15 protein-coding genes are annotated in these 13,484 nt (G+C 59.4%); 12 read left to right on the top strand and 3 right to left on the bottom strand.

The features are described from left to right. Positions 1 to 4 precede the first annotated feature (4 nt). From NW834_RS06030 to NW834_RS06005, 6 genes are all read left to right on the top strand, one after another. The gene (locus NW834_RS06030; RefSeq protein WP_414408983.1) at positions 5 to 208 is read left to right on the top strand and encodes a hypothetical protein; all 204 of its coding nucleotides are present in this window, start codon (positions 5 to 7) and stop codon (positions 206 to 208) included. 93 nt (positions 209 to 301) lie between these two features. Continuing rightward, the gene (locus tag NW834_RS06025) at positions 302 to 646 is read left to right on the top strand and encodes an ArsR/SmtB family transcription factor (protein ID WP_414330075.1); all 345 of its coding nucleotides are present in this window, start codon (positions 302 to 304) and stop codon (positions 644 to 646) included. A gap of 247 nt (positions 647 to 893) precedes the next feature. Next, positions 894 to 1,145, top strand: a complete 252-nt coding sequence (locus tag NW834_RS06020; RefSeq protein ID WP_414330072.1) for a hypothetical protein — start codon at positions 894 to 896, stop codon at positions 1,143 to 1,145. A gap of 116 nt (positions 1,146 to 1,261) precedes the next feature. Further along, the gene (locus NW834_RS06015) at positions 1,262 to 1,804 is read left to right on the top strand and encodes a DUF3110 domain-containing protein (RefSeq protein ID WP_414418984.1); all 543 of its coding nucleotides are present in this window, start codon (positions 1,262 to 1,264) and stop codon (positions 1,802 to 1,804) included. A gap of 41 nt (positions 1,805 to 1,845) precedes the next feature. Next, complete coding sequence (locus tag NW834_RS06010; RefSeq protein ID WP_414417224.1) at positions 1,846 to 2,571, top strand: hypothetical protein; 726 nt, start codon at positions 1,846 to 1,848, stop codon at positions 2,569 to 2,571. Between the two features lie 31 nt (positions 2,572 to 2,602). After that, on the top strand, positions 2,603 to 2,992 hold the full coding sequence (locus NW834_RS06005) for a hypothetical protein (RefSeq protein ID WP_414418983.1): 390 nt from the start codon (positions 2,603 to 2,605) through the stop codon (positions 2,990 to 2,992). Between the two features lie 24 nt (positions 2,993 to 3,016). On the opposite strand, the gene NW834_RS06000 is transcribed toward NW834_RS06005, so the two are convergent. From NW834_RS06000 to larE, 3 genes are all read right to left on the bottom strand, one after another. Then, positions 3,017 to 3,298, bottom strand: coding sequence for a DUF1830 domain-containing protein (locus tag NW834_RS06000; protein ID WP_414343190.1), 282 nt, complete (start codon positions 3,296 to 3,298; stop codon positions 3,017 to 3,019). A gap of 281 nt (positions 3,299 to 3,579) precedes the next feature. Next, positions 3,580 to 5,412, bottom strand: a complete 1,833-nt coding sequence (locus NW834_RS05995; RefSeq protein WP_414418982.1) for a DUF3769 domain-containing protein — start codon at positions 5,410 to 5,412, stop codon at positions 3,580 to 3,582. Positions 5,413 to 5,464: 52 nt separating this feature from the next. Then, the gene (larE, locus tag NW834_RS05990; RefSeq protein WP_414418981.1) at positions 5,465 to 6,385 is read right to left on the bottom strand and encodes an ATP-dependent sacrificial sulfur transferase LarE; all 921 of its coding nucleotides are present in this window, start codon (positions 6,383 to 6,385) and stop codon (positions 5,465 to 5,467) included. A gap of 466 nt (positions 6,386 to 6,851) precedes the next feature. On the opposite strand from larE, the gene ebsA reads away from it, so the two are divergent. The 6 genes from ebsA to NW834_RS05960 all read left to right on the top strand — a co-directional run bounded on the left by ebsA (position 6,852) and on the right by NW834_RS05960 (position 13,265). Then, positions 6,852 to 7,223 carry a type IV pilus biogenesis protein EbsA gene (ebsA, locus tag NW834_RS05985; RefSeq protein WP_011432932.1) on the top strand — a complete coding sequence of 124 codons (372 nt, stop codon included), beginning with the start codon at positions 6,852 to 6,854 and terminating at the stop codon, positions 7,221 to 7,223. Continuing rightward, a complete protein-coding gene (gene cimA, locus NW834_RS05980; RefSeq protein ID WP_414418980.1) occupies positions 7,213 to 8,931 on the top strand; it encodes a citramalate synthase in 1,719 nt (572 codons plus the stop codon). Before ebsA ends, cimA begins: the two co-directional genes overlap by 11 nt. A gap of 17 nt (positions 8,932 to 8,948) precedes the next feature. Then, a complete protein-coding gene (gene coaE, locus NW834_RS05975) occupies positions 8,949 to 9,659 on the top strand; it encodes a dephospho-CoA kinase (protein ID WP_414418991.1) in 711 nt (236 codons plus the stop codon). Between the two features lie 56 nt (positions 9,660 to 9,715). Beyond that, on the top strand, positions 9,716 to 10,195 hold the full coding sequence (locus NW834_RS05970; RefSeq protein WP_011432929.1) for a hypothetical protein: 480 nt from the start codon (positions 9,716 to 9,718) through the stop codon (positions 10,193 to 10,195). A 122-nt stretch (positions 10,196 to 10,317) separates the two neighbouring features. Next, entirely contained in the window at positions 10,318 to 12,672 is a 2,355-nt protein-coding gene (locus tag NW834_RS05965) for a DNA polymerase III subunit gamma/tau (RefSeq protein ID WP_414418979.1), read from the top strand. A gap of 53 nt (positions 12,673 to 12,725) precedes the next feature. After that, on the top strand, positions 12,726 to 13,265 hold the full coding sequence (locus NW834_RS05960) for a hypothetical protein (RefSeq protein ID WP_414418978.1): 540 nt from the start codon (positions 12,726 to 12,728) through the stop codon (positions 13,263 to 13,265). Positions 13,266 to 13,484 lie beyond the last annotated feature (219 nt).

The raw sequence follows: 13,484 nt of genomic DNA, 5'->3' as shown, positions 1-13,484 counted from the left end.
TTACATGACCTATTTCCGAGAGCTGGACAAATCTTGGTACCTGACTCAAGCGGGCTTGGCGGAGTACCTCGATACCCTCAGCGAACTCACGGAACGCTTGGAAGGTTTGCAGTCTTTTGCGAATCTCTGTGAACAGGCCAATCAGAAAGATCCGTATCAACTGATCCCTTCTGAACCGGAAGGTCTGTATTTGCTTGCCTTCGAGTGAGATGCTGCCAAACTGGTTGATTGTCGCGCCTTTCCCCTGCCATCGAATCCATCAGCAGCCGCAGCGCAAAACTCCTGCTACCCTGGTTGAATGATGGTTTCGTTCCTGGTTGAGGTAGAGGGGAATTTGACAGATGAGCAGGTGCGGGAGGGATTCCACGCCCTCTCTGACCCGATTCGCCTGCGCGTGCTGCAACTGCTGCAGGGGCGTGAGTTGTGTGTTTGTGATCTCTGCGAAGAGCTGAAGGTGAGCCAATCCAAGCTCTCGTTTCACCTAAAAACCCTGCGGGATGCGAAATTGGTCAATGCTCGCCAGCAGGGGCGCTGGATTTACTACAGCCTCAACCCACCCGGTTTTCAGCTCCTGCAGCATTTTTTGGATAGATTGGGGCAAGCTGGCCCTGTCAAGGCCGCAGTTCCCTGTGTGGAAGACCTCTAAGGCGCGCAGGGATCCCAAAATGTCCCTAGAAAAACTGTCGGATCCCGCCCTTGTACATTCCGAAGACGGGCTTGCTGCAACACAAGAAATTACAGATGTGAATGGTGTTCCCTGCCGGCAACCCCAGGGATCCCGGCGGGTCAACTCGGAGAAAATGAGGATCCCATCTCCTAAAATCCATCAAAGTTCCCTGACACCAGCTCCCCTGTTGCTTAGTTAGGATTGATACAAGAGAGGTGGGAACAACATGATACGTGAACAGCGAGAAGAGTTGGAACGCATCCACCGAGCACACCTGTGGAATCGCCTCAAGGAGCGGGTGAAACGCGCCCAGTTGAATCCATCTCTGCTGGCTTTGCTGGCACGAGAGGCTTTTGAGTTGGGCTTTCCCCTTCCCTCTTTATCTGACCAACCCCAGGTCAATTCCCCTGCTGAGCAGCCCCAAGATGGAAGTCATCATCGCCGCACAAGGCCTCCGGCCCGCTGGCGCGAACGGTGAGTCCACCCTCTCTTCTGGCCGAGAAAGCGGGCAGCCACGATCATAGGAGAATTTCTCTCCAGAGACTCTCAAAGCAGCTAGTCTAGGCAATGATTTTGAATAAATCAGAGCCCATGATGAACACCGCCGAAGCCCTTCAGATTCTCAACCTTCCGCCGGACGCAACCGAGCGGCAGATCCGGGGGCGACTGTTTCAGGAATACCAAACCCTCAGTACTGCCCTCGCAGAACTGGAGGACGAGCGACAAAGACCCTTGCTAGAGGCGCAACTGGCGCGGCTGAATGAGGCGCGGGATGTATTGCTTAGCGGGGGATCCCAGGCTGAGAAGGGTTTGTCTTGGGTCAGCCCAGAGGACTTGCCCCCCCAGGTGATTGTGCTGCTTTACCAAGCCAATGGGCAGGAGGGAATCTGCACGCGCCAGGTTGGGGGTCAAGATATCGTCATTGCTTTCGAGAGCTCGTTTGCGGCAAGAAAATATGCGCAGCGGTTGGCTCAACAGGGACTGCCCAAGCCCGTGGCAGAACGCTTTGACACGCAGGAGATCGTCGATTTTTGCCGCAGCGGAGGGTATGGGTTGATGGTGGTTCCGGCCAGCGAAACGCTGGAGCCCCTACAAGAAAGCACGGAAGCTGCCCGTGATTGGCAGGGCAGGTCTTGATGCCGTTTGGCCTCGATCCACTTGCGTTAAGGGTGCCCTCGATGATTAGTGTGGAACCGATCTCTGTGGACGAGTTTCGCCAGCTCATGGCCGCCGATCTGGACGCTTGCTGCGAGGCCTTTGATTTGCGGGCGGAGTACCTGCGTCTGCAGCAACAGCGGCTACGCTCCTGGGGCATGCTGGCCTTTGGTTTGATAGCAATAGCCTTGGTCATCTTCTTGGGGATGCGGGATCCCGGCTCTTGGGTGTCCTATACCGCGGCTGCCGGGATCCTACTGCTGCTCCTGTTGGGGATCCTGAGAGTCAGCCTGCGCTTGGGAAAAAGCCTGCATCGCATCCGGCAGCGTTGGCAGGAAGCCCACCTGCTCAACAGCACCCCCGAGGTGATGAAGTTTGCCACCGATCTGGCCCGCAAGGTAAAAGACTACAACCACTGGGTCAACGAGCTCCAACAATCCCTGCAGGGGGGGCAGCATTGGCGGGATTTTCGGCAACTCAGTGAGGCTGAGCAAAAGTACATCCAGTCGCTGTTTTTACAAGTGCGGGCCCAACTGGTGATGGCCCTACAGGTGTGCCGAGCTTTGATCGAGGATCCACAAGCCTCTGTGGCTCAGTATCTCAACCAAATGGTTGCCCGGGATCAGCAACTGCTGGAGCAGTTTACCGCCAAAAACCTGACCGCCAACCGCTACGTGACCTTGGCTCGCCAGCTATCTGTGCTGGAGGAAGATTTGCAAGCCCAGCTCAGAGCCTTGGGATCCCGATGATACCCTGTTGGAGGTGTCCAGCAGCGTACTCATGGGCAGTAGAGGCACTCGAAAATTGTACGGCCTGTTGCTTGCCGGCGGACTGGGCTTGCTGGGATGCGGGGATCCGAATGTACCTCTGACCCAACCGCCCCCCGATGCTTTTCGGGTTAGCACCCCACGGCCACCGCGCCTGGATCTCTATCCCACCCCATCACCAACACCAACTCCTACCCCGACACCACCCCCCAGCTTGCTGGAGATCACGGCCCGTTGGTTGGGGATCCCTTGGCCGCCCCAAGAGACCAGCCTGGTGAGATTGAGCGCCCGTTTCCTGGATATCCCACTACCCCCGAAGCCGCGCCGCTCCGCCAGCCCCTCGCCTCAGCCTTCCCCCAGCCCAGAGAGTGAGGAGAGAAGGCAACAAGGCCGGGAAACCTAGTCCGCACCCCTGGCCTCTGGGGATTTAGGCGCCTACGGTCGCCGGCTCCGTTTCTCGAACGCGCAGCTTTTCACAGGGGATGGTATCCGCCAGAATAGAGCTGGCCATCATACCCGTGTGAATCTCCAGTTTGGCTCCGGGCACCGCCTCAAACAGCAGCCGCTGGCCTGGAAAGACCACCCGCTCAAAGTACCAGTTTTCGATATTCGTGATGCGAACCACCTGAATGGAGCTGGTCGCATTGATGTAGCTACAGGTTATTCGCTCTGCTCGTTTTTTATCGGGGATTGCATCGAGTGTTTGCATAATTCAGATTACCAGCCCACGTTGCTCAGCCTACCATCTACCCTAACACCGTCTGGGGATCACTGCGGTAGTCTGCGATACGGCGATCCCAACTGGCAGAAATCAATCCTGGAAAAAATAACTTCTGTATTTTACCTTACTGTTTCGATTTCCAAGAGGGTTCTGCAATTCGAGGAAGATTTGAATTAGGATTTTTCCCCAATATGGGACAATTTCTCATAGAAAATCTCCACAGAGTAGTAGTCAGGATTACATTTTTCCGTTCCCTTGGAGTTTGGGGATCAGGGCTCTTGGATCCTCGATCCCGTCGTCGGCTGCGGCGAGGATTGGCCGGGATCCCAGTTCAGGCCCTCCACCCGCAGCTCCAGAGCCCCCGACTGGCGCACCGGATTGTACTGCAGGCTAAAGCCATAGGTGCGGCGGTCGTAGCCCAGGCGATAGACGACATCCACCTGCTGGCCCGACTGCAAATCTACCGTTGTCTCTGCCCCTACCCGCAGCGGGCCGTACAGTTGTTGCAAAAAGCCCAGGACGAGCTGTTCCCGCGTGGTGATGCGGTCAAACAAAAATGGCGAGGCTCCGGCCAAAAAACCGTTGGAGTAGGTCACCCTCAGGTTGGTGTAGTCGAAGGTATCGGCCACAAAAGCCCCAATCACCGCATCAATGCCAATACTGCCGGCAGTATAGCTCTGGGCTCGGCCATTAGAGTAAAAAGACTGGCTGCTGCTCACACCGGTGCTGAGCCAGATCCCTTGCTCGATGGGCAGAGCGGAAAAGCGGGGTGGGGGATCCGCCGCCGTCTTGGGAGGGCTCCAGAGGGGAAAGGAGCGATTCAAGGTTGCCCCCAGTTGCAGGCGGGAGAGCTGAATGCGGTCGGTAGTATTGGCCAAGGCCAACTCCGGCTCTGTGTCGATTTCATCCGGCTGCCCCAAGGCATCGATGTAGTCGACGGCTATGCGGTAGCTGAGATCCAAGCCGGTATTGCCCAGGCGGAGGGTGGGTGAGCGGTAGCTGGCACCGAGGCGGTTTTCCACAATTTGAAACCCCAGGCGACCGCTGAAGAAGCGTTCCCGATAGGCGTAGGTGTAGGCGACTTCTCCACCATCGCCGGTGGTGATGCGGTGTTCGACCTGGGCTCGCAAGCGCTGAGCAAACTCCTGGAAGACGATCCCCCGCAGCTCGGCAAACAGCGAGGTTTGAGCGTTGGCTTCCGGTTGCCGCCAACGCAAATCGGCCCGCAGCCCGATCCCATCCAAAAGGCCCTGCTCACTGCCCCAAAGACGTTGTGGATACAGTTGCGGGGAGAGCACCAAGCTCACATTGGGATCCCGCAGCAGCTCGAAGTTGGGTTGCAGGATCAGGCCCCGTCGCAATTCTTCTCGGTCGAAATCGTCGTAGAAGATGCTGACCGGAGGCTGACGGTTCAACGAGTCGAAGCGCAACCGAATGGGCAGAGGCAGAAACAAGACCTGGTCGAAGGCCAGTTGGCCGGCCTCGGCAATCAAAAGGCTGGAGCCATCGGCTTGCAGGGTGGAGGTCACCCGTGGGCTACGAATCTCCAACTCCGGCGGATCCAGCGGGTCGTTGGTCAGCCGCACCTGTTCTCCTTCCCAGGTGGTGGCATCGAAGCGGATGCGAACGGCACGAAAGCGCACCAGCCGCTGCGGAGAGAGGGCGGCTGCCGGGGATCCACCGGCCTGCAACTGGCCAATATCCACCTGCCCGAAGGCCTCTTCCAAAAATCCCCGCTCTTGCTCAAAGTCGTACTCCAGCCGGGATCCCTGAATGCGCTGCCGATCCAGTTGAATAGAAACATTGCCCTCGGCCACAGCCCGCCGCTGTCGCAGCTCAATGCGCAGGCGATCCGCCCGCAACACAGAGCGGCCCAGCCGCATCTCCACATTGCCTTCCGCTTGGAAGACTTCCGCCCGTTGGTCGAAGGTTTGCCGATCAGAACGCAGCCGTAACGTTCGGTCGGCAACGGCGCTGAGGTCGGTCGTACTTATGGGCTGAGCGCCCCCCTTCTTCTGGGACTCCACCTGAGCCGCAGTAGGGCCGGCAACTGCCAACCCCAGCACCCCCAAGCAGAGCCAGAGCAACCGCAACCCTCTCATAATCACCCGGCGCAAAACTTCAACACAGATCCCCTACGGCTTCCCCAGCCCGCTAGCTTGTGGCCAACTGGGAAAGGTTGAGGACTCGGTTGAGCTTGCCGCTGCGGTAGCCCTCCAAATCGAGACTGACATAGAGATAGCCGAAGGATTGCAGGGCCTTGACCAGCGCTTCCAGATTGGTTTTCTGCACAAACTCCACGATCTGATCCGGAGGAAGTTCGATGCGGGCGGTGTCCTTCTCCGAGCGCACCCTGACCTGCCGCCAACCCAAGCTGCGCAAGTAGCGCTCCGCCGCTCCCACCCGACGCAGCTTCTCAGGGGTGATTGCCTCCCCGTAGGGAAAGCGAGAGCTGAGGCAGGGTTGGGCCGGTTTATCCCACCAAGACAGCCCCAGGTGGCGAGACAATTGCCGCACCTCCAGCTTGCTCATCCCCACCTCCGCCAAAGGGGAACGCACGCCGCGCTCCCGAGCTGCCTGTGTCCCCGGTCGGTAATCGGCCAGATCGTCGGCATTGAGGCCATCCACCACATGGTTATATCCCTGGGCTTGGGCCAACAGGCGCAAGGTATCGTGCAAGTGACTTTTGCAGAAGTAACACCGGTTAACAGGGTTGGCGGCGTAGCCCGGATCTTCCAGCTCGTGGGTTTCGACGATCTGATGGCGGATCCCGATTTGCCGAGCCTGCTGAATTGCTTCTTCCAAATCTTCGGGCAGCAGCGAAGGAGAAGCAGCGGTGACGGCCAGGGCCCGCTCCCCCAACTGATCGCAGGCCAACTTGGCCACCAGGCTGCTATCAACTCCCCCCGAGTAGGCCACCAAGACCTGCTCCATCTCGGCGAAGATCTGGACAAGCTGCTGGAACTTGTGCTGCAGGACGGGATCCCACTCCAGCAGGGGGTTGGCCGCTATTCCTCCCTCTCCGGGGGGGAGAGGGTCGAGACGAGAGGCGGTTGGGCCTTGGGCTGTGCTCATGAAGACAGAAGATGCCAAGCGTTTGGATAACCAGGCAAGGATGCCATCTCGCTATTGCCGGCAGGAGAAGAGCCGGTTGCGAGCAGGGGCAGGGATCCCTCCTTTTCTATTCTTTCCTAGAGATCCCCGACTTTCCAACGCTTCCCTCCAGCTTGGGATGCGGGATCCCTCAAGGAAAAGTAGACAATTGGGCAATCTATCCGTAGTCCGCTGACCTGCTGTCGCGATGGTGCTATGCCTCCGGCACCCTACCGGGAACCGCACCGCTTCGCGATACGCTGAATAAAATGGGTTGCAGTGGCCCCTTATAATTTTTTCTGGGTTCTCTGCCGCAATTGACCTCACAGCTTTTTCCGGCGACACTTGCTACAGCCAATGCAGAGATCTCTCTTGGCTATAGGGATCCCACCTATCTTGCAGAACTTCATGAAACTTAGAAAAAGCGGTACCCCTCTCCTAGCGCACCATGGCTTTGCAACTTGAACCCGCTAGCCCGCCAGAAGTGGCCGTTTATCAGCCCTATTACGCCGTTGCCCGCCGACAGTACCTAGCCCTCGCGGTGGGCCTCTACAAAAAAGCCAGCCTGGAAGGGCAGAGGGCCATCGAGGGAGAGGGGCCTGTCCGCTTCTTGGCCAGTTGGCACATGTCCCCGTTGCCCTCGGATCTGACGGTGGTTCAGGTGATCTTTGCTCAGGATGCAGATCTCACCTATCAGCTCTCCATCGCCAACTACGAGTTTGTGGATTATCTGATTGATGTCGTCTCTTTGGTGCAGCGCGGACAACAGCCGGATTTCTCCACCGCCTTTTACAAGAAACTGATGCGATATGAAGATTGATCTGGGTTGCTCAGCCACCATCACTCTCTACGACACCACACTGCGGGATGGGGCCCAGCGAGAGGGGCTATCGCTGTCGGTGCAAGACAAGTTACAGATTGCCAAGCTGCTGGATCGTCTGGGGATCCCGTTTATTGAAGGGGGCTGGCCAGGAGCCAATCCCAAGGATGTGCAGTTTTTCTGGCAGATGCGGGAAGAGCCCCTAGAGCAAGCCGAGCTGGTGGCTTTTTGTTCTACCCGCAAGCCGGGGCGGCGGGCGGCAGACGATCCCATGCTGCAGGCCATTTTGGCGGCGGGCACCCGCTATGTAACCGTCTTCGGCAAGTCTTGGGATCTCCACGTCACCGAGGGCCTGGGCACCACGCTGCAGGAAAACCTGGCCATGATCCGCGACACCATTGCCTATCTGCGATCCCAGGGGCGGCGGGTCATCTACGATGCCGAGCACTGGTTCGACGCCTACCGCCACAACCCCGACTATGCCCTGCAAACCCTAGCGGCAGCTGCCGAGGCAGGGGCAGAGTGGCTGGTTCTCTGCGATACCAATGGCGGATCCCTGCCCCACGAGATTGCGGCGATCACGGCAGCTGTCTTGGCAGAATCCCATAACCTGCAGCACTTGCCCCTAGGGATCCACACCCACAACGACTCCGGCACTGCTGTGGCCAATGCCCTGGCGGCGGTGCAGGCAGGGGCGCGCATGGTGCAGGGCACCATCAACGGCTATGGGGAACGCTGCGGCAATGCCGACCTGTGCAGCGTCATTCCCAACTTGCAACTGAAGCTGGGCTATCGCTGTCTGCCGCAAGAGAAGCTGCAACACCTGACGGAGATCTCCCGCTCCATCAGCGAGGTGGTCAATTTGGCCCCGGATGACCATGCTCCGTTTGTGGGCCTATCGGCCTTTGCCCACAAGGGTGGGATCCACGTCAGCGCCGTTCAGAAAAACCCTCTCACCTACGAGCACATCGCCCCGGAGCAAGTGGGCAACTGTCGCCGCATTGTGGTCTCGGAACAGGCGGGGCTGAGCAACATCCTCCACAAAATGGCCGGATTCGGGATCCGGCTGGAGAAGTCGGATCCGCAGGTGCGCTTGATTTTGGAGCGGCTGAAAACCCTGGAGCTGCAGGGCTATCAGTTTGAGGCTGCTGAGGCCAGCTTTGAGCTGTTGGTGCGGGGCTTGCTGGGACAACGCTCCCATCCTTTTGAGGTGCTCAGCTTCAACGTGACGACCACCACCCGCTCCGATTGGAACAGCAAAGACTGGGATCCCAGTGGCGAAGCAACGGATGTGCAATCTTTGGCGGCGGTGAAGATAGCGGTGCAGGGGCAAACTCGAGTGACAGCGGCGGAAGGCAATGGGCCGGTGGCTGCTCTGGATGGGGCGCTACGCAAAGCGCTGCTGGAGTTCTATCCCCAACTGGAGGCGATTCACCTGTCTGATTACAAGGTGCGCATTTTGGATGGGCGAGCCGGCACCTCGGCCAAAACGCGGGTGCTGGTGGAGTTTAGCGACGGTCACCGCCGCTGGACCACGGTGGGGGTTTCCACCAACATCATCGAAGCCTCCTGTCAGGCCTTGGTGGAGGGCTTTGAGTATAGCCTGCTGCCGCCCAGCTCCCCCTTGCCCGCTTCTGCAGAGCACCGTTCTAACGACTCCGTCCGAGTAGCGCAAACGGCAATGGCCGCACCAGCGGCCTCTTCTTGACTATGGCCTACAGCTCGATGAGGATCATCGGCCTGACAGGCGGAGTGGGCACGGGCAAATCCACGGTCGCCCGCATCTTGGAGCAGCACGGGATCCCAGTAGCCGATGCAGATCAAATGGCCCGCCAGGCCTTGGCGGTGGGATCCCCCATTCGCGAGCGGGTACTGGAACGCTATGGGAAGGCCATCCAAACACCCTCCGGGGATCTGGATCGCCGGCGGTTGGGCCAGATCGTGTTTGCAGATGCCGCTGAGCGGGCTTGGCTAGAGGCCCAAATCCACCCTTTCGTTAGAGCTCAACTGCAAGATTTTCTGTCCGCGTTGGCGGAGCAGAGCTCTAAAGTCCATGGGGTGCCGCTTGAGGAAGAGCCTGCCTCCCAAAAGCGTAGCGGGGTAGGATTTTCTTCTGGGCAGGGATCCCAAACCGTTTGTCTGATGATCCCGTTGCTGTTTGAAGCCCACCTGCAGGGGTGGGTGAATGAAATTTGGGTGGTGACTTGCACTCCAGAGCAGCAGCGGCAACGCCTTGCTCGCCGGGATCTTCTTACACCGGCAGAAATCGAAGCTCGCATTGCCAGCCAGTGGCCTTTGGCGGAAAAAGTGCGCCGTGCAGACGTGGTGCTGGACAACTCCGGATCCCTGGCCGAGCTGGAAGCCCAGGTGAAGCAGGCTTTGGCGTTAGAGAGGCCATTTGCCTCACCCCCGCGGGCCGGATACAGTGACGGGTAGGGTCTGGTGGGACGGATCCCTTGGTATCCATGTACGGATGGGTTGAGGGAGAAACGATGCAGGAAGCAGGTTGCATCGGCAAGACGGAGTTTGCCCAAGCTCTGGCTGCGCGGGAGCAGGAAATCCAGCTTTTGCGAGAGCGCAATCGCATCTTGCAGGGCCAGGTAGACCTTCTGGAGCTGCGCCAAGAAAAGCAACACCGACAAATTCGCAGCTATGAGGCGGAGATTGAGCAGCTTTACCAAGAGAAGCAGTTGCTGGAGCAGATGATTCAAGAGTTGCCAGAGCTCTACCGGCGCAAGCTGCAAGCCCGCCTGCAGCCCATCCGCCAGCGCATCGCCGCCATCCAGGCAGAGAATCGCCAGCTCAGGAAGGAGGTGTATCAGCTCAGCTACCGCGTGCAGCACATAGATCAGCTCGACTCGCCCGGCTGGATCCAGCTTCCCTCTCTGCGTCGCCGGGATCCCAAGTCCTCAGCGGAGCGGAGCACAAAAGCTCTGCCGGTCTCCCCCCCTGGTGTCCAGCCCTGCTCTTGATGGGCAGGGAGGGATCCCTTCATCGAGGAGCCAGAATAGGAGAGCCCCGGTGGGATCGCGTCAGCAGAGCAGAGCTCTTGCGCGGTTCCGGTTGGGGCGCTGCTTGCTTGGAGATCCCGGAAATGGCCACCGCTGGCAACTATGAACCCCTGCATTTAAAATACCGCCCGCAGCGCTTTGCCGATGTGGTCGGCCAAGGAGCGGTGGTGCAAACGCTGGCCAATGCCATCCGGCTGGGGCGGGTGGCGCCTGCCTATTTGTTCTGCGGGCCGCGGGGCACGGGAAAAACCTCCAGCGCCCGCATCTTGGCCAAGTCTTTGAATTGTGAACAGGGGCCGACGCCGGATCCCTGCCAGGCGTGCAGCCAATGCCGCGCCATCACTGCGGGAGCCTCCCTGGATGTTCTCGAGATTGACGCGGCCAGCAACACCGGCGTAGACAACATCCGCGAGCTGATCGAGCGGGCCCAGTTTGCCCCGGTGAACAGCCGCTACAAAGTCTATGTCATCGACGAGTGCCACATGCTCAGCAATGCGGCCTTCAACGCCTTGCTGAAAACTCTTGAAGAGCCGCCCCCCCGCGTGGTATTTGTCCTGGCCACCACTGACCCGCAGCGGGTTTTGCCCACCATTGTTTCCCGCTGTCAGCGGTTTGACTTCCGCCGCATCCCCCTCGACGACATGGTGGCCCACCTGGGCAAGATCGCCGCCCAAGAAGGGATCCCTATCACGCCGGAGGCGCTGCAACTGGTGGCCCAACTTTCCCAAGGGGGCCTGAGGGACGCCGAACGCCTGCTGGACCAGCTCAGCCTCTTGGAAGGATCCATCACCCCGGAGGCGGTTTGGGACTTGGTGGGCGGGATCCCGGAACAGCAGCTTTTGGCTCTGATGGATGCGCTGCTGGCTCAGGATGTGCAGGCGGTGCTCAGCCAAACTCGACAATTGTTGGAGCGGGGCAAAGAGCCCTTAGCCCTGTTGCAGAACTTGGTGGCCCTTTACCGGGATCTGCTGCTGGTCAAGACAGCCCCCCAGCAACGGGAGTTGGTGGCTGTAACGGACTCCACCTGGGCAGCCCTGCAGCAACGGGCCCCTCGCTACTCGGTGGAGATACTGCTGGCAGCCCAGAGCCATCTGCGCCAGTGTGAGCCGCAAATTCGTCAAAGCGGACAGCCCCAACTGTGGTTGGAAATTGCCCTAGTGGATCTGCTGGGCCAGCTGCGCCCAAGCATGGTGGCTGAGGATAAAGAACCGTTCGCGTCAGCAGGACAGAGTCCTTCCCCAGCCCTTGACCTATCTCCTGCACCCCAGAGAACTCCCCCGGACGGGACAGCCCCTCCGGCCCCTGCTGCGACCATCAGCCCATCAAGCCCATCAACTGTTGGTGAGATAGATGAATTAACTGTTGGGCCTTCAGCCTCCCCTGCTGTTGCGTCGAGCCAGAAGGCAGATCGCGCTACTCGGACGGAGTCCTCGGAGCAGCCCAGAGAACCGGCAAGGGACGCCGCCACAGTCAAGCTGCTGCGCCCCCACTGGGACGAGTTCCTCAAGCGCCTCTCTCCCCTCACCAAGGCTCTGATGGGATCCGGCCACCTGCACCAAGAGACTCCTGAAGCAATTACCCTCGCCTTTCCCAGCAAGGGTCTGGTGGAAAAAGTGCGCAGCAAAGAAGCCGAACTGCGGTCGGTGCTCCACAACCTGCTGCAGCGCCCTGTGCAGCTCAACTTGATTGTGCAGCGCTCCAGCGGGCCGCATGTTTCCATTCGCGTCAGCGGTGCGGAGTCCTCGGCACTGCTCAGCCGAGAAACAGACCTGCCCCCCGCCCCCGTGGCCCCGGATCCTGTCACCACGCCGGGGTTGCAGAGCGATAGCACCAACAGTCGTGCTTCCTCAAGGGAGCCCAGAGCAGAACCGCAGAGCCACGGCCTTGCCCGGCGACAGCAACATTCCCCTTCTGACTCCAACCCACCTTCGCCAGAGCCTGAGCGGGACAATCCTATGGGTGGCCCCAAGGTGGCCGGCTTGGCAACCCAAGGACTTTCTCCCGCCGGTGCGAACAAAGTGCTCCGCACCGCTGTCGCGACCGATTCTCCAAGTCGTGCAGAGCGCCGCGACACCCTGCACGGTGGGCAGTCCTTCGAGCTAACCCAGGAGCTGGCGGAGATTGCCCGCCGTTTTGCCGACCACTTCAACGGCAGCTTGGTGGATTTGGAAGGGGTGTTGGAGTCTGACGTGACGGGAGCCACGGAAGAGCTCTCCTCAATAGAGGCTATAGAAGCCGAGGGATCCCCTGACCTGCTCTCCGGTGAGACCTACGGCTCGCCAACAGGAGCAGAGCCGTCCGCGTCAGCGGGGCGGAGTCCTCATCCCGTAGACTTTCCCAATGCAGTAAGGAATCCGTCCTACCGGCGTGAGCAGTCTTCTCAGCTTGCCGTTCGCCTCAGCGGGACGGAGTCCTTGGAGGAGGAGGTGCCTTTTTAAGCGCTATCTAGCGCTATCTTAAGTTTGATAAAGCCAGCCTCATCTTGCCGACGATGACCTTCCCCATCTCTCCCTTAATTCGCTGCGCTGTGCAGGCTCTGTACTGGGGACTGGTTCTGCCCCTACCCATCCTGCTGGCTCGGCAACAGGCAACACCTCTTGAGCTGGGATCCCTTTGGATTGCTCTGCTGCTGGGATGGGGGGTAGTCCTGGGATCCCTGAGCCAGCAGATTCAGTTGGACGAAGAGGGCATGCAGGCCACCTACCCCAGTTGGGTGCCGCCTTTTGTGCGGCAGGAGTGGCAGATCCGGTGGGCCGATATCGAGCGCATTGAGCCCCGCTCCACCAGCCAGGGTGGTATGGTGTATTACTTGGTCAGCCGAGGGGGGGATCGCGTACTTTTGCCGATGCGGGTAGCTGGGTTCAAGCGCCTGTTGGCCGAGGTTCAACGTTACGCCCAACTGGAGATTGGCGGGCTGCGCCCCTACGTTCAGCCTTGGATGTACGGGCTCCTAGGATGTTTTGCTCTGCTTCTGTTGCTCTGGGATGGGATGGTCGCCATCTGGGTCTGGGCAAGCCCGGTAGGAACCTAGCGCAACCACAGACGGTTCCGGGTCTAGCCATCCCGACAGGGATCCCAGCTCCAGCGGGCGGTTGCAGTCCAGATCCCGCCCACGCCCTTCTGCGCAAGCGTTGCGGAGCAGCAGGATGGAAATTTGGAGCAGGTTGGAAATGAGCTGATACATTTACGCTGAACACTGCTGAACATCACTGTTCAACTATGCAGCGATAGCATTCTGTTTGTTTCCAAA

It is taken from the genome of Synechococcus sp. R60.1, from assembly GCF_047461835.1.
GTDB lineage: Bacteria > Cyanobacteriota > Cyanobacteriia > Thermostichales > Thermostichaceae > Thermostichus.
This window is presented reverse-complemented; position numbering and strand designations above follow the sequence as displayed.

Bases quoted from the DNA above. Each gene is read 5' to 3' on its own strand.
- NW834_RS06010 (WP_414417224.1), top strand. From the start codon at position 1,846: ATGATTAGTGTGGAACCGATCTCTGTGGACGAGTTTCGCCAGCTCATG.
- coaE (WP_414418991.1), top strand. From the start codon at position 8,949: ATGAGGATCATCGGCCTGACAGGCGGAGTGGGCACGGGCAAATCCACG.
- NW834_RS06005 (WP_414418983.1), top strand. From the start codon at position 2,603: ATGGGCAGTAGAGGCACTCGAAAATTGTACGGCCTGTTGCTTGCCGGC.
- larE (WP_414418981.1), bottom strand. From the start codon at position 6,385: ATGAGCACAGCCCAAGGCCCAACCGCCTCTCGTCTCGACCCTCTCCCC.
- cimA (WP_414418980.1), top strand. From the start codon at position 7,213: ATGAAGATTGATCTGGGTTGCTCAGCCACCATCACTCTCTACGACACC.
- NW834_RS05970 (WP_011432929.1), top strand. From the start codon at position 9,716: ATGCAGGAAGCAGGTTGCATCGGCAAGACGGAGTTTGCCCAAGCTCTG.
- NW834_RS06000 (WP_414343190.1), bottom strand. From the start codon at position 3,298: ATGCAAACACTCGATGCAATCCCCGATAAAAAACGAGCAGAGCGAATA.
- ebsA (WP_011432932.1), top strand. From the start codon at position 6,852: ATGGCTTTGCAACTTGAACCCGCTAGCCCGCCAGAAGTGGCCGTTTAT.
- NW834_RS05965 (WP_414418979.1), top strand. From the start codon at position 10,318: ATGGCCACCGCTGGCAACTATGAACCCCTGCATTTAAAATACCGCCCG.
- NW834_RS05995 (WP_414418982.1), bottom strand. From the start codon at position 5,412: ATGAGAGGGTTGCGGTTGCTCTGGCTCTGCTTGGGGGTGCTGGGGTTG.
- NW834_RS06025 (WP_414330075.1), top strand. From the start codon at position 302: ATGGTTTCGTTCCTGGTTGAGGTAGAGGGGAATTTGACAGATGAGCAG.
- NW834_RS05960 (WP_414418978.1), top strand. From the start codon at position 12,726: ATGACCTTCCCCATCTCTCCCTTAATTCGCTGCGCTGTGCAGGCTCTG.
- NW834_RS06020 (WP_414330072.1), top strand. From the start codon at position 894: ATGATACGTGAACAGCGAGAAGAGTTGGAACGCATCCACCGAGCACAC.
- NW834_RS06015 (WP_414418984.1), top strand. From the start codon at position 1,262: ATGAACACCGCCGAAGCCCTTCAGATTCTCAACCTTCCGCCGGACGCA.
- NW834_RS06030 (WP_414408983.1), top strand. From the start codon at position 5: ATGACCTATTTCCGAGAGCTGGACAAATCTTGGTACCTGACTCAAGCG.